Here is a 15,099-nt window from a genome sequence, read left to right on the forward strand (position 1 = left end):
CTGCGTCGGCGGACCACCGGTGGGACGTCCGGTTCGAGACGCTGGCCTGGCATCCGTTGCAGATGCCCGAGCGGCCGGGTGCCGAGTACCCCGTCTCGGGATGTTCATCACACCTGCGGGTCCGCGTCTTCGCCCGCCGCCGGACACCCGCGGGTCCGCGTCCCCGCCCGCCGCCGGCCCGTCGCGATCCGCCCACCGGGCGGTCACGCAGCGCCCGGATCCGGCAGCCGTCAGGTGCGCCCCGGCGGCCGGGCCGGTGGCGCGGGGCAGTGCCGGCGGCGGGCGCGTACTAGCGTGCAGGGCAGCCCGCCCTCCGGAAGGTGCAGCTCCATGCCCCTGTCGTACCCGTACCGCCGCCCCGGCACTCCCCCTCGGCGGTGGCTCGCCGCTCTGGCCGTCTGCGCGCTGGCGGCGGCCACCCTCGTCGGCTGCTCCGGCGACGACGGGCTGGACGACAGCGTGGACGCGTTCCTCGCGGGCTGGCGCTCCGGCAACCTCGACGAGGTGGGCTTCGTCGAGGCCACCGGGGCCAGGGTGCCCGCCGCCACCGTCGCCGAGGAGATCAAGAAGCTCTCCGGTGACCTCGCCGCCACCCCGCCCACCCTGGAGCGCGTCGGTGACGTGGAGATCACCAAGAACCTGGCCACCGCCCGGGTCGACATCCGGTGGGCGCTGCCGGGCGGGGCGACCTGGGCCTACCAGCGGCCGGTCCGGTTGCGCCAGAACAGCGGCGACCAGTGGCAGGTGATCTGGGAACCCCAGGTGCTGCACGAGCAGCTGGCCAGAGGCGACCGGCTGGCGCTCCGGCGGACCGCCGCGCCCCGGGCCGGTGTGCTCGACGGCGCGGGCCAGCCGATCGTGACGCCCCGGCCAGTGGTCCGGATCGGCGTGCAGCCGAGCGAGGCCGGCGACGTCAAGGCCCTGGTCGGACGACTGGACGCGGCGTTCAAGGCGGTCCGGCCGCCGATCAGCCCGCCGGTCGACCTGACCGACCTGCCGCAGCGGCTCAGCGCCGCCGACCCCGGTGCCTTCGTCGAGGTGGTGACGTTGCGCGACGAGGCGTACCGGCAGATCCGGTCCCGGATCTACGACCTGCCGGGGACGACGTTCCGGGCCGAGAAGCTCGACCTGGCCCCCACCCGGGAGTTCGCCCGCGCCCTGCTCGGCACGGTCGACCAGGCACAGGCCGACGACCTGGCCGCCCACCCCGACCTCTACGCCAAGGGTGACCTGGTGGGGCACGGCGGCCTCCAGGGCCGCTACGACGAGCGGCTGCGCGGCGCCCCCGGGACGACCGTGGAGATCCGCCGGCCCACCCCCGAGGGGGGCAGCACGGTGGTCACCGAGGCGTTCCGGCAGGAGCCCACCGCCGGTCAGCCGGTACGCACCAGCCTCGACGTGGCCACCCAGAACGCCGCCGACGCCGCGTTGCGGGCCGAGAAGCGACGGTCGGCGGTGGTAGCGCTGCGGATCAGCGACGGCGCGGTGCTCGCCGCCGCCAACGGCCCCGGGGCGGCCGGCGAGAACCTCGCCTTCACCGCCCAGGTGCCGCCGGGCTCCACCTTCAAGACGGTCAGCGCCCTCGGCCTGCTGGACCGGGGCGCGGTGACCCCGCAGACCGTCGTCGACTGCCCGAAGACCCGCGTGGTGGACGGTCGGTCGTTCAAGAACTCCGACGACTTCGTCCTGGGCCGGGTGCCGTTCCGGACCGACTTCGCGAAGTCCTGCAACACCGCGTTCGTCGCGCTGGCTCCGCAGCTCGGTCCGGACGGGCTGGCCGCCACCGGCCGTACCCTGGGCCTGGAGGGCCGCTGGGACCTCGGCGCCGACGTCTTCACCGGCAAGGTCTCCACCGGCGGCGGCCCCACCGAGCAGGCGGCCGCGGCGATCGGCCAGGGCACCACAGTGGTCAGCCCGCTGGCCATGGCCGGGGCGACCGCCGCCGTCGCCCGCGGCCGGTGGGAGCAGCCCAAGCTGGTGCTCGACCCGGCCCCGGCCGCGCCCGCCGGGTCCGGCCCGCCGCTGAAGGCCGAGTCGGTGGCCGGGCTGAAGACGATGATGCGCGAGGTGGTCACCGCCGGTTCCGGTAGGACGCTGGCCGACGTGCCGGGGGATCCGGTGTACGGCAAGACCGGCACCGCCGAGTACGACAACGACCCGACGCACACCCACGCCTGGTTCGTCGGTTGGCGGGGGGACGTCGCGTTCGCCGTCTTCGTCGAGCAGGGTGGATCGAGCACGGCCAGCGCCGTCCCGATCGCCGAACGCTTCCTCCGCGCCCTGGGCTGACCCTGCGGTCAGGCCACCGGCTCCTCGGCCCGGCCCGCCCCTTCGGCCCGGCCGCCCAGCTCCCCGGCCCGGTCCGGCCCCTCGACCCGGCCCGGCTGCCCGGCCAACCCTGTCCCCCCGACCAACCCTGTCCCCCCGGCCCGGTCCTGCTCCCCGGCCCGGCCCAGCTGCCCGGCCCGCCCCGACTCCCAGGCCGGGTTCGGCTCCCCGGCCAGCCCTGCGCCGCCGGCCAGCCCTGCGCTCCCGCTCAGGTCCGGCTGTGCCGGGACCGGGTCGGGGTGGGCCGCCCGGGGTGGCAGCAGCCGGGGCGCGACCGCGTCCGGGGCGACGACCGGGGCCAGCCCGGCGACGACGGTGTTGACGATCTCGGCGGCGTACGCGCCGTCCGGGTCGTAGTCGGGATCGAAGACGGTCAGCTCCACACCGAGGCAGTGCGGGGTGTCCACCAGCCCGGCGAGCAGGATCTCCAGCTCGGCGAAGGCGATCCCGCCGGGGTCGGGGGCGTCCACCGCCGGCATCACCGCCGGGTCCAGCACGTCCACGTCGATGTGCACCCAGTAACCGGCGCAGTCGGCCAGTTGCTCGTGCGCCCACTGGGCGCTGCGGGCGGCCCCCTCGGCGCGCAGCGCCGGCACCGGGCGGGTGGTGATCCCGGCGGCCTGGAGGTCGAGGCGGTACTCGTCCTGCGCCCGGATGCCGAGCACCACCACGTCGATGTCCCGGAAATACGGTCGGCGGCCCTCGATGGCGGCCAGGTCGGCCTGCCCGCGCCCGGTGACCAGGGCCAGGTCCTCGCCGGCCGCCGCACCGACGTACGAGGCGTTGCCGGGGTGCCGGAAGTCGGAGTGGCCGTCGACGAAGACCAGCCCGATCCGCCCGCCGACGGCCTCGCCGAGCCGGTGCATGGCCAGGGCCGAACCGAGCAGCACCGAACAGTCCCCACCGAGGACCAGAGGGAACTCGCCCCGGTCGATAATCGCGCCGATCCGGTCGGCGAGCACCGTCGAGTAGCCGGAGATCTCCCGGGCGTGGCAGACCCCGTCGCCGGGCCGCCAGTCGCCCGGGTCGTACCGGGGGGCGGTGAGGCAGCCGGCGTCCCGCGCGCCCAGCCGGGCCAGCAGGCCGTGGTCGCGCAGCGCCCCGGGGGCCTTGCCACAGCCGGGGACGGAGGTGGCGGTGGGCGGGCGCAGACCGAGATTGGTCGGCGCGTCGAGGACGGCGATTCGGCGCATCACAGGCTCCCGTCCTCGATGGTCGGCGGGCCGGCCGGGTGGCCGGCCCGCACGGGTGTCAGGGGTTCAGAACAGAGCGCTGGCCAGGGCACGGCGGGCGGAGGCCACGGCGGGGTCGTCCGGGCCGGCGATGCTGAACAGCGAGACCAGGTGCTGGCGGGCCCGGTCCCGGTCGTCGCCGCTGCTCCGGCGGACCAGCCCGACCAGCCGGGCGTACGCCTGCTCGGCCATCCCGCTGAGCACCTCGATGTCCGCGGCGAGCAGCTGCGCGTCGACGTCGTCGGGGTTGGCCTGCGCGGCGGCCAGCGCGGCCTGCGGGTCCGCACCCGCGACCCGCCGGGCCACCCCGACCTGGGCCAGCCCGGCCTCGGCCGCGGCGTCCGCCGGGGACTCGGCCAGGATCTTGCGGTACGCCTGCTCGGCGGCGTCCAGGTCGCCGCTCATCAACGCGTCGTCGGCCTCGTCGAGGCGCGGGTCCTCCGGCTCGGCCACGGTGACCCCACCGGCCTTCAGCACGGCGGCGAGCCACTGGCGCAGCTGCGGCTCGGGGATCACGCCGGGGAAGGCGTCGATCGGCCGCCCACCGACGACCGCGTAGACGGTCGGGATCGCCTGGATCTGGAACATCTGCGCGATCCGGGGATTCTCCTGGACGTCCACCCGGGCGAGAACCCACTGGCCGGTGCCCTCGGCCGCCAACCGCTCCAGCACCGGGGCGAACTGGTCGCTGTCGGGGTAGCCGGCCGCGCCGAAGAAGACCACCACCGGGGTGGTCAACGATCGTTCGAGCACCTCGGCCTGGATGTTCGCCTCGGTCACGTCGAGTGCGCCGCCAGCTGCGGCGGGGCCACCCGGCACCCCGGTGGGTGCGCCGGTCTGGCTCGGTGTGGCGGGACGGGAACTGGCCGGGGCGGTGCCGCGCAGCGCGCTGAGGTCGACCGCGCCGCGGGTGAAGATCGACGAGGTGATCCGTGGGTCGCTCATGGTTACCTAGTCTCGCACGAGCCCCAGCGTTCTCAGCTCAGCCGCAACGCCCACAGTTGCCACTCTCACCTCCCCCCTTCCTCCTCTCCCTCCCCCTTCCTCCTCCCCCTCTCCCCCCTCCCCGCACCCGCCCCACCCCCCACTCCGTCGATCATGGAGTTGTGGTGGGCGTAGCGCCCCTTTTATCCGGCTCTACCGCCGCCACAACTCCATGATCGACGGAGTGAGGGGTGGGCGGGGGGCCGGGGGCGGGCGGGGCGAGTAGGGAGGTTGGGTGAGGGGGGCGGGTGAGGAGGGCAGGTGAGGGGGCAGGTGGGGCGGGTGGGGCGGGTGGGGCGGGTGGGTGGATGGGGTGGGTGGGGTGGGGTGGAGAGGGGAGGGCGGGTGGGGGTCAGAAGCGGGGGGGTTCGCGGTAGGTGCCCCATTCGGCGCGTAGGGCGTCGCAGATTTCACCGAGGGTGGCTTCGGCGCGGACGGCGTCGAGCATGGGCGGGATCATGTTGCCGCCGGTGCGGCTGACCTCGATCATCCGGGTCACCGCCGCCGTCACCGCCGCGTCGTCGCGGGCGGCCTTACGCTCGGCGAGGACCCGGCGCTGTTCCAGCTCCACCTCGTGCGAGATACGCAGGATCTCCAGCTCCTTGGCGACCGTACCGGTGTGGCAGTTGACCCCGACGATCTTCTTGTCGCCCTTTTCGAGGGCCTGCTGGTAGACGAAGGCCGATTCGGCGATGTGGCCGGTGAACCAGCCGTCCTCGATGCCGCGCAGGATGCCGGAGGTCATCGGGCCGATCCGGTGCGGCCCGTCGCCGCCGAGTTGGCGGATCCGGGCGAAGATCTCCTCCGCCTCGGCCTCGATGGCGTCGGTGAGCGCCTCGACGTACCAGGAGCCGCCGAGCGGGTCGGCCACGTTGGTCACCCCGATCTCCTCCATCAGCACCTGCTGGGTGCGCAGGGCGATCTCGGCGGACTCGTCGGTGGGCAGGGCCAACGTCTCGTCGAGGGCGTTGGTGTGCAGCGAGTTGGTGCCGCCGAGCACCGCCGCGAGAGCCTCCACCGCGGTGCGTACCACGTTGTTGACCGGCTGTTGCGCGGTCAGCGACACCCCGGCGGTCTGGGTGTGGAACCGCAGCCAGAGGGCCTTCTCGCTGGTGGCGCCGTAGACGTCGCGCAGCCAGCGGGCCCAGATCCGGCGGGCGGCGCGGAACTTGGCGATCTCCTCGAAGAAGTCCAGGTGCGCGTCGAAGAAGAAGCTCAGCCCCGGGGCGAAGACGTTGACGTCGAGCCCGCGCGAGAGCCCCAGCTCGACGTAGCCGAACCCGTCGGCCAGGGTGTACGCCAACTCCTGCGCGGCGGTCGAGCCGGCCTCGCGGATGTGGTAGCCCGAGACCGACAACGGCTTGTAGCGCGGGATCTCCGCGGCGCAGTACTCCATCAGGTCGCCGATCAGGCGCAGGTGCGGCTCGGGGTCGAACAGCCATTCCTTCTGCGCGATGTACTCCTTGAAGATGTCGGTCTGCAACGTGCCGTCCAGCCGGGACGGGTCGACGCCCTGCCGCTCGGCGGCGACCAGGTACATGCAGAACACCGGCACCGCCGGGCCGGAGATGGTCATCGAGGTGGTGACGCCGGCCAGGTCGATGCCGTCGAAGAGCACCTCCATGTCGGCGGCGGAGTCCACCGCCACCCCGCAGTGGCCGACCTCGCCGAGCGCCTGCGGGTCGTCGGAGTCGCGCCCCATCAGGGTCGGCATGTCGAACGCGACGGAGAGCCCACCGCCGCCCGCGCCGAGGATCATCTTGTACCGCTCGTTGGTCTGCTGGGCGTTGCCGAACCCGGCGAACTGCCGGATCGTCCAGGCCCGACCCCGGTAGCCGGTCGGATGTAACCCCCGGGTGTACGGGAACTCGCCCGGCCAGCCGATCCGCTCGAACCCGGGGTACGCGGTCCCCTCGGGTGGTCCGTACACCGGTTGCACGGTGGCCCCGGACAGGGTGGTGAAGTCCGCGTCCCGCTTGCGCGCGGCGTCGTACCGGGCCTGCCAGCGCGCCCGTCCGGCGGCGATCTCGTCGGCGTTCATCCGCGGGGCTCCTCCTCGAGTCCTCGACCGAGCCCCGAGTGTAGAACGAACACCTGAACGATCGCTAAGGAAGCCCACCCACCCCTTCCCGTGCCCCGACACACGCTGCGCCTCGCCCGGCACGCGCAGCATCTCGCCCCGACACACGCCGCATCTCGGTGATCAAGAGTTTTGCGTCATGATCCGACGGCGGGTTCGCCGCAAACCTCTTGATCAACTGACGCAAACCTCCTCAGTCTGGACGATCAGCGCAAGCACGAGATCGCCGTGATGCGGGCGATGGGCGCACCAACCCGCTTCCTGCCGCGGGACGGGCTGACCCAGGCGCTGATCCTGCTGCTCCTCGCCGCCGGTGTCGGCGTCACCGCCGGCGTCGGGCGGGGCAGCCTGATCGGCGGCGGTGGTGTCCCGTTCACCCTGGGGGTGTCCGCGATCGCCGGGGCGAGCCTGCTGCTGATCGTGCTCGGCCTGCTGGGAGCGGTCGCAGCGATCATCCGGATCACCGCGGTGGATCCGGCGACGGCGTTGGGAGCGAACCAATGAGCACGCACCCCGACAACCTCGGACCGGCGGCCGGCGCGGACGGCCCGGCCGGTCGCCGGCTCGACGGACTGGTCATGCGGGACATGTGCCTGCGCTTCGGCGACGGTGAGGACACCGTGCGCGCGCTCGACGGGTCTCGCTCGCCGTCGAGCCCGACGAGTTCGTCGCCGTGGTCGGCCCCTCCGGCGCCGGCAAGTCGAGCCTGCCGGCCGTGGCTGGCGGGTTGGGCGTGCCGACGTCCGGTTCGGTCCGGATGGCCGGGCGGGACATGGCGGTGGCCGGCCGCCGGGGCCGGACGACCCTGCGGCGGGAGACCGTCGGTTTCGTGTTCCAGTCCGGCAACCTGCTCCCGGCGCTCGCCGAACCCAGCGGTCGCCTCCACGAACAGCTACGCGCCCCGTTCGTCGAAGCCCTCGCCGAGCACGGCGCACCCGCCCCGGCCGGCACCGCCGAACTCATCCAGGCGATCGTCTACACCGCCTCCCACATGATCGAGAACGGTGTCGGGGAGGCCAAGGCCCGTTCGCTCGCGCGCGGGCTGCTGGAGCCGTACCTGCGGCAACCGACCGGCTGACCGCACACCGCAGGCGGCCAGCGGGAATGGCCGTCCCCATTGCGCGCGGGTGCGGTGCCGATCAGGTGTAGAGGACCAGGTGCCAGTGCGGGTTGTGGCTGGCGGAATAGTTGCAGGCATAGTCGCGGTACCGCGAATTCGGCAGCTCGACCGCGTTGCTGCCGGCCTGGTAACAGGAGGTGCTGTTGGTGAACCAACCGCCGCTCACCGAGCCGGCGCTCGCGGCGGCTGCCGTCGTCGCCAACGTCAGCGACACCGCGCCGACGACGAGCGCGCCGGAGACGCCGAGCCGGGTGGCCATTGTGCCGATCCTGGTCACGGTATTCCTTCCCTTCCTCGATCCGGAGACCGCGCCCCGGGCGGCAGAATGCGCCCGGTCCCGAGATCAGTTTCGTGCCTCCTGTATACACGCGCACATCACAGCATTCAAGAGCGGCAATGCGTCGCCCGAAGAGGGCCGGGTGGTGTCCGGTCAAGCAGGCCCGGTCAGGAGCTGATCTGGGCCAACAACTCGTCCGCCGCCGCGTACGGGTCGAGGGCACCCTCGGCCACCTTCGCGGCGAGCGTGCTCAGCTGCGTACCGTCGCGCAGGGAACCGATGCGGGCGCGGAGGGTGCCCAGCGCGATCGCCTCGATCTCGGCGGCGGCCCGCTTCTCGCGGCGGCGGCGCAGCTCGTCGTGCTGTTCCAGCCAGGCGCGGTGCTTGTCGATCGCGGCGGCGATGTCGTCGATCCCCTCGCCCCGCGCGGCGACCGACCGGACCACCTGCGGACGCCACTCGCCCGGCCCGCGCTCGCCCAGCGCGATCGTGCCCTGGATGTCGCGGACGGTGGCGTCAACGCCGTCCCGGTCGGCCTTGTTGACCACGAAGACGTCGGCGATCTCCAGGATGCCGGCCTTGACCGCCTGGATCGCGTCCCCCATGCCCGGGGCGAGCAGCACCAGCGTGGTGTCGGCGAGCGACGCGACCTCCACCTCGGCCTGCCCGACCCCGACGGTCTCCACCAGCACCACGTCGCAGCCGGCGCCTTCCAGCACCCGGACCGCCTGCGGGGTGGCCGCCGACAGCCCGCCGAGGTGCCCCCGGCTGGACATCGACCGGATGTAGACGCCCGGGTCGGTGGCGTGGTCCTGCATCCGCACCCGGTCGCCGAGGATCGCCCCGCCGGTGAACGGGCTGGACGGGTCGATGGCCAGCACCCCGACCCGTCGCCCGGCCGCCCGCAGCGCCCGGACCAGCTCGTTGGTGGTGGTCGACTTGCCCACCCCCGGGGAGCCGGTCAAGCCGACCACCTGGGCCTGCCCGGCGTACGGCGCGAGCGCCGCCGCCACCTGCGGCAGCACCGCGTCCCCGGACTCGACCAGGGTGATCAGCCGGGCCACCGCCCGGGGGTCACCCTCGCGCGCCCGTCGCACCAGCATCGGTACGTCCCGACTGCGGCGCACCCCGACGGCGGCCACGACGGGGGCGTTCTCGACACTCACTGGGTCACCTTCACTCCCGACTGCGGTGCTCGCCAACCCTCACTGCCAGGCTCGACGGCCGGTCAGCTCCGGGCGTCGGCGGGGACGTGGATGATCAGGGCGTCGCCCTGGCCACCGCCGCCGCAGAGCGCCGCCGCGCCGGTGCCGCCGCCGCGCCGCTGGAGTTCCAGCGCGAGGGTGAGCACCAGCCGGGCGCCGGACATCCCGATGGGGTGACCGAGCGCGATGGCCCCGCCGTTGACGTTGATCTTGTCGGTGCTGACCCCGAGGTCCCGCGCGGACTGGATGCCGACCTGGGCGAACGCCTCGTTGATCTCGATCAGGTCGAGGTCCTCGATGCTCAGGCCACCCTTCTTCAGGGCGTGCTGGATGGCGTTCGACGGCTGCGAGTGCAGGGAGTTGTCCGGGCCGGCCACGTTGCCGTGCGCGCCGACCTCGGCCAGCCAGGTCAGGCCCAGCTCGTTCGCCTTGGCCTTGCTCATCACCACGACCGCCGCCGCGCCGTCCGAGATCGGCGACGAGGAGCCGGCGGTGATCGTGCCGTCGGTGGCGAACGCCGGCCGCAGCTTGGCCAGCGACTCGACGGTGGTGTCCGGCCGGATGCCCTCGTCCTCGGTGATCACCAGCGGCTCACCCTTGCGCTGCGGGATGACCACCGGGGTGATCTCGTCGGCGAAGTGCCCGTTCTTCTGGGCGGCCGCGGCCCGCTGGTGGCTGGCCGCGGCGAACGCGTCCTGTTCCGTCCGGGTGATGCCGTGCCGGGCGCCGAGCCGCTCGGTGGACTCGCCCATCGAGCAGCAGTCCCAGGCGTCGCTGAGGCCGTCGTGGGCCATGTGGTCCTTGATCGTGACGTCGCCGTACTTGTAACCGGTGCGCTGGCCGAGCAGCAGGTGCGGGGCGTTGGTCATCGACTCCATGCCGCCGGCCACCACGATGTCGAACTCGCCGGCCCGGATGAGCTGGTCGGCCAGGGCGATCGCGTCCAGGCCGGAGAGGCACACCTTGTTGATGGTCAGCGCGGGCACCGACATCGGGACGCCGGCCTCGACGGCCGCCTGCCGGGCCGGGATCTGCCCGGTGCCCGCCTGGAGCACCTGGCCCATGATCACGTACTGCACCTGGTCGGGGGCGACCCCGGCGCGCTCCAGGGCCGCCTTGATCGCGATCCCGCCGAGCTTCGTCGCCGGGAGGTCCTTGAGGTTGCCCAGCAGCCGGCCCATCGGGGTCCGCGCGCCGCTGACGATCACCGATGCCACTGCCTGCCTCCGAGGGGGTACCGAACTGTACGCCTTAACGGCTGTTCGGCCAGACTAGCCTCATGGCTGAGAACTCCCCCGTCGAGCCCGCTGCCGACTGCGTCACAGACATCGGGCTGCGCCGTATCGACCACGTCGGCGTGGCGGTCCCCGACCTGGACGCCGCGATCGACTTCTACCAGCGCACCTTCGGGATGCGCTGCATCCACGAGGAGACCAACACCGAGCAGGGTGTCCGCGAGGCGATGATGGCGGTCGGCCCGACCGCCGAGGGGGGCTGCGTGCAGCTGCTCGCCCCGCTCACGCCGGAGTCGACCATCGCCAAGTTCCTCAACCGCAACGGCCCCGGCCTGCAACAGCTCGCCTACACCGTGGCCGACATCGACGCCGCCTGCGCGACGCTGCGCGAACGCGGCGTCCGGCTCCTCTACGACACCCCGAAGCGCGGCACCGCCAACTCCCGGGTCAACTTCGTCCACCCGAAGGCCGCCGGCGGCGTCCTCATAGAACTCGTGGAACCCGCCCCCACCCCCCACTGACCCCCACCCCCGCTACCGCCCGTCCCCACTCCCACCCGCTCCCGCCCGCTCCGGCCCGCTCCCGCTCACCCTCGCCCCGCCCGCCCGCCCGCCCGCGCCCGTCGACGTTGATCAAGAGGTTTACGTCAGGTTTTCCGATCCGACTGACGCAAACCTCTTGATCAACCGAGCGGTGGGGCGCGGGCACGGGCGCGGCGCGGGTGAGCGGGGTTGGGGTTGAGGGTTGGGGTTGAGGCATGAGGGGTGGGGGATTGGTGGGAGTGGGGTTCGGGAGAGTGGTGGTAAAGGGCCGCAGGTGACGTGTTCCGTCGTCACGATGAGGGCTTGGGGCACCGCCGGGACCTGGCAAGATCGCCCTATGGGCCGGATCGGGGCGACGATCCGGCAGACCCTGTAAAGAGGACACGAAAGCTCGGCACCGCTCTTGCGAACGACCCCGGTGGGTCTGCGAGTATGTCCCAATGCCCCAGCAGCAGTCCTCCCCTCTCGCGTTCTTCGACAACGCGAACTCTCAGCCGGACTTCACGGTCGGCCTGCGCGGATACAACACCCACCAGGTCGACGACTTCCTCGGCCGGATGACGGCCGCGCTGACCCAGTCGGAGCAGGCCCGCGCCGAGGCCGAGCAGCGGATGAACGACGCCCAGCGCCGGCTCCGCCAGGCCGAGCAGCGGCAGGCCGCGCTCGAGCAGAAGCTCACCGACACCAACAAGCAGCTCGAGGAGAACAGCCGGCCGACCCTCTCCGGTCTCGGCACCCGGGTCGAGCAGATTCTCCGGCTGGCCGAAGAGCAGGCCAACGACCACCGCAACGAGGCCAAGCGCGAATCCGAGGGGATCCTCTCCGCCGCCCGGCTGGAGGCGCGGGAGATCACCGACAAGGCCCGCGCGGAGGCCGCCGCGATGAAGGCCACCGCCGAGCGGGAGGCCGGCACCGTCCGTACCGCCGCCGAGCGGGAGGCCGCCGAGGCCCGGGTGCAGGCCCGTCGGGAGGCCGACACGCTGCGCGCCGACGCCGACCGGGAGACCAAGCAGCTGCGTACGGTCACCGCGCACGAGGTGGCCGAGCTGAAGTCGACCGTCGAGCGTGAGGTCGCCACCCTGCGCGCCACCGCCGAGCGGGAGATCACCCAGCAGCGGGCGAAGGCGGCCCGGGAGGCCGAGGAGAAGCGCGCCGAGGCGACCAAGCTGCTCACCGACGCCCGCGACAAGCGGGACAAGGACCTCCAGGCCCTGGAACTGCAGCTCGCCGAGCGCCGGGAGAAGGCCGAGCGCGAGGAGTCGGAGCGGCACGCCGCCCAGGTGGCGCAGACCCAGAAGCTGGTCGGCGAGGCCGAGCAGCGGGCACGGGCCGCCCAGGAGCGCGCCAAGGAGATCGAGCAGCGCGCCGAGGCCCGCCGGATCGAGTCCGAGCGCACCGCCAACGAGACCGTCGACAAGGCCAAGGCGCTGTCCGAGAAGACCCTCAACGAGGCCAAGGCCGAGGCGAAGCGGCTGCTCACCGAGGCGCGTACCGAGGCGGACCTGACCACCCAGGCGGCCCGCCGCGAGGTGGAGGACCTCACCCGCCAGAAGGACGCGGTCACCTCCCAGCTCGGCCAGATGCTCTCCGGCCTGGCCGGGATCGTGCCGGGTGTGCCGGCCCAGCAGCCGGCCGCCGCGCCGGCCAAGGCGGATCCGGCCAAGGCCGACGCCGAGTCCCGGGCCACCGCGGAGACCGCCAGCTGACCGACTGCATCGACGGGGCATGTGTCGCGGCGCGGGCGGACACCGGAAGACCGGTGGACCCCCGCGCCGCGCCCGTTTTCCCGCTGTGACACCCTGTCGCGCGACCACAGTGAAACAGCTCCCCACAGCGGCGTCCGTATCGCCCCAGGAGGGCCGGATGCGTGTGAGGATGGGGGCATGTCGCACGGCGAGGAACTGTTCGCTCTCGGCGGGGATGTGACCACGGAGCCCAGCTTCGAGTCCGCCCTGCGGGGATACGACAAACGACAGGTCGACCGGTACGTCGCTCGCGCGGAGCACGAGATCACCACCCTCACGGGTGAGCGGGAACAGGCGTACACCCAGATCCACAAGCTGGCCGGCCAGGTCGAGCACCTCCAGCGGGATCTCGCCCAGGTGCGCAAGCAGGTCGGCGTGGTGGACCGGGCCTCCTTCAAGCATCTCGGCCCCCGGGTCGAGCAGATCCTCGCCCTCGCCGAGGAGCAGGCGGACGCCATCCTGGTCGCCGCCAACGAGGAGATCGAGGCCCGCCGGGCCGCCGCCGAGCACATCATCGTCGAGGCCCGCGAGCAGGCCGCCAGGGCACTCAAGGACTTCGAGATCGCGCTTGCCGCCCGGCGGGCCGAGGAGGAGCGGCACACCAGCGCCCGCAAGGCCGAGGCGGACGCCGCCGTGCGTACGGCCAAGCAGGAGGCCGGCCGGCTGCGCGCCACCGCCAGGGACGAGTCGACCCTGCTGCGCGCCACCGCCGAAGAGGAGGCGAACCGGCTGCGCGCCGCCGCCGAGGAGGAGTCGAACCGGCTGCGGAGCACCGCCCGGGAGGCCCTGGAGAAGGCCAAGCAGGAGGCCACCCAGCTCCGCGACACCGCTCGGGAGATCCACAGCCGGGCCCAGCAGGAGGCCGCCAAGCTCCGCGAGATGGCCAAGGCGGCGCTGGCCAAGGCCCAGAAGGAGGCCACCGACCTGCGGGACGCCGCCAAGGAGGTGCACACCAAGGCGCAGCAGGAGGCCAGGCGGCTCACCGAGACGGCCACCGAGACCAGCCGGGCCACCCACGCCAGGGCGCAGCAGGAGGCGAAGCAGGTCACCGACGACGCCGGCGAGGCGGCGAAGGCGACCCGGAACCAGGCCCGCCAGGAGGCGCACCGGCTGGTCACCGAGGCGACCGAGGCGGCAAAGCGCAGCCGGGCCGAGGCCGAGGCGTACGTGCAGCGGATGCACACCGAGACCGAGGAGTACGTCCGGCAATCCCGTGCCCAGACGCAGCAGGAGCTGGGCGCCTGGCGCGCGGGGGTGGAGCAGGAGGTCAACGGTCGGCGGGAGGCCGCCGACCGGGAGCTGGCCCAGCGCCGCGCCGCCGCCGAGCAGGATTTCGCCAAGCGCCGCGACGAGCTGGACCGCAAGCACCAGGCCCGGCACGACGAGTTGGCGCAGCAGCACCAGGCCCGGCAGGCGGAGCTGGAGCGGGAGTGGACCGCCCGGCGCGACGAGATCGAGCAGGGCGCGGCGGAGATCCGCCGGGCCGCCGAGGCGGACGCGGCGACGCTGCGCCGCACGGCCGAGCAGGAGACCACCGAGCTGCGTCGGCGGGTGGAGCAGGAGACCGCCGAGCTGCGCGACCGGGCCGAGCGGGAGACCGCCGACAAGCGTCGCCAGGCCGACGAGCACGTCGCCGCCTCGCGCCGGCAGTTCGACGAGTACGCGGCCACCACCCAGCAGCACCTGGCCACCACCCAGCAGCACCTCGCCGCCACCCAGCAGGAGGCGGCGGCGGGCCGGCAGCAGCTCGCCCGGGTGATGCTGGAGATCGCCCAGGCCCAGCAGCAGCTGGCCGACCTGCGTCAGGAGACCTGGCAGGCACGGCAGGAGCACGACGAACTCCAGCGGGAGGTCACCGAGCTCCGGGTGCGCGCCACCGCACCGGCGGTCCTCGACGCGGCGGTGCCGGACGGCGGCCGGCCCGGGACGGGTTCCCGCGGCAACGGCAGGAAACCGAAGGCGGAGCCGGTGACCACGGTGGACGGAGGGACGGCCAGCGCCGGGGTGGACGGCGAGCCGACCGTCGCCGCGGTGCCGGGCACCGCCGGCCGGGAGGCCACCCCGACGAAGATCACCAGCACCGGTGAGAACGGCAAACGGCCCACCAAGCCGACCACCGACGAACGCAGCGCCACACCGAGCACGGTGACCGTCGAGTCGGAGTGACCCGCGGCGGCCGGTCGGCTGCCCCGACGGGCCGGGCGGCCGGGTCGGCTGCCCCGACGGGCCGGGTGGCCGGTGCCGGCGGGCGGCCACTACCCTGCGGGCAGGGGCTCGTACGGTAGGTGTCCGGCAACCTGGACCGGGCGGGCTGCCCCGGTGCGCGGCACCGGAGCGGGACCGGAGCGCGG

Annotated in this window: 12 protein-coding genes; 6 read left to right on the forward strand and 6 right to left on the reverse strand. The window is 73.5% G+C overall.

The features are described 5' to 3' along the window. The first annotated feature begins 330 nt into the window (after nt 1-330). Complete coding sequence (locus tag O7625_RS01340) at nt 331-2,289, forward strand: penicillin-binding transpeptidase domain-containing protein (RefSeq protein ID WP_282343699.1); 1,959 nt, start codon at nt 331-333, stop codon at nt 2,287-2,289. 8 nt (nt 2,290-2,297) lie between these two features. On the opposite strand, the gene O7625_RS01345 is transcribed toward O7625_RS01340, so the two are convergent. The 3 genes from O7625_RS01345 to O7625_RS01355 form a co-directional block, all read right to left on the reverse strand. After that, nucleotides 2,298-3,524 carry an arginase family protein gene (locus O7625_RS01345; protein WP_282343701.1) on the reverse strand — a complete coding sequence of 409 codons (1,227 nt, stop codon included), beginning with the start codon at nt 3,522-3,524 and terminating at the stop codon, nt 2,298-2,300. Between the two features lie 63 nt (nt 3,525-3,587). Beyond that, nucleotides 3,588-4,505, reverse strand: a complete 918-nt coding sequence (locus O7625_RS01350) for a tetratricopeptide repeat protein (RefSeq protein ID WP_282343702.1) — start codon at nt 4,503-4,505, stop codon at nt 3,588-3,590. 391 nt (nt 4,506-4,896) lie between these two features. Then, complete coding sequence (locus tag O7625_RS01355; protein ID WP_282343704.1) at nt 4,897-6,585, reverse strand: methylmalonyl-CoA mutase family protein; 1,689 nt, start codon at nt 6,583-6,585, stop codon at nt 4,897-4,899. Between the two features lie 237 nt (nt 6,586-6,822). On the opposite strand from O7625_RS01355, the gene O7625_RS01360 reads away from it, so the two are divergent. Together O7625_RS01360 and O7625_RS01365 are read left to right on the forward strand one after the other, a co-directional pair. Further along, complete coding sequence (locus O7625_RS01360) at nt 6,823-7,128, forward strand: FtsX-like permease family protein (protein WP_348774008.1); 306 nt, start codon at nt 6,823-6,825, stop codon at nt 7,126-7,128. Between the two features lie 169 nt (nt 7,129-7,297). Then, nucleotides 7,298-7,702 carry an ATP-binding cassette domain-containing protein gene (locus O7625_RS01365; protein ID WP_282343707.1) on the forward strand — a complete coding sequence of 135 codons (405 nt, stop codon included), beginning with the start codon at nt 7,298-7,300 and terminating at the stop codon, nt 7,700-7,702. Nucleotides 7,703-7,763: 61 nt separating this feature from the next. Here O7625_RS01365 and O7625_RS01370 read toward each other — a convergent pair whose 3' ends face one another. The 3 genes from O7625_RS01370 to O7625_RS01380 all read right to left on the reverse strand — a co-directional run bounded on the left by O7625_RS01370 (nt 7,764) and on the right by O7625_RS01380 (nt 10,443). Continuing rightward, the gene (locus O7625_RS01370) at nt 7,764-8,021 is read right to left on the reverse strand and encodes a hypothetical protein (RefSeq protein WP_282343708.1); all 258 of its coding nucleotides are present in this window, start codon (nt 8,019-8,021) and stop codon (nt 7,764-7,766) included. Between the two features lie 167 nt (nt 8,022-8,188). Then, on the reverse strand, nt 8,189-9,124 hold the full coding sequence (gene meaB / locus O7625_RS01375) for a methylmalonyl Co-A mutase-associated GTPase MeaB (RefSeq protein ID WP_282346770.1): 936 nt from the start codon (nt 9,122-9,124) through the stop codon (nt 8,189-8,191). Between the two features lie 125 nt (nt 9,125-9,249). After that, a complete protein-coding gene (locus O7625_RS01380) occupies nt 9,250-10,443 on the reverse strand; it encodes an acetyl-CoA C-acetyltransferase (protein WP_067314049.1) in 1,194 nt (397 codons plus the stop codon). A gap of 62 nt (nt 10,444-10,505) precedes the next feature. Between O7625_RS01380 and mce the strand changes: the two genes are divergently transcribed. The 3 genes from mce to O7625_RS01395 all read left to right on the forward strand — a co-directional run bounded on the left by mce (nt 10,506) and on the right by O7625_RS01395 (nt 14,914). Then, nucleotides 10,506-10,982 carry a methylmalonyl-CoA epimerase gene (mce, locus tag O7625_RS01385; protein ID WP_282267650.1) on the forward strand — a complete coding sequence of 159 codons (477 nt, stop codon included), beginning with the start codon at nt 10,506-10,508 and terminating at the stop codon, nt 10,980-10,982. Between the two features lie 461 nt (nt 10,983-11,443). After that, a complete protein-coding gene (locus O7625_RS01390; protein ID WP_282343710.1) occupies nt 11,444-12,709 on the forward strand; it encodes a DivIVA domain-containing protein in 1,266 nt (421 codons plus the stop codon). A 177-nt stretch (nt 12,710-12,886) separates the two neighbouring features. After that, nucleotides 12,887-14,914, forward strand: a complete 2,028-nt coding sequence (locus O7625_RS01395; RefSeq protein ID WP_282343712.1) for a hypothetical protein — start codon at nt 12,887-12,889, stop codon at nt 14,912-14,914. Nucleotides 14,915-15,099 lie beyond the last annotated feature (185 nt).

This window comes from Micromonospora sp. WMMD714, assembly GCF_029581315.1.
GTDB lineage: Bacteria > Actinomycetota > Actinomycetes > Mycobacteriales > Micromonosporaceae > Micromonospora > Micromonospora rifamycinica.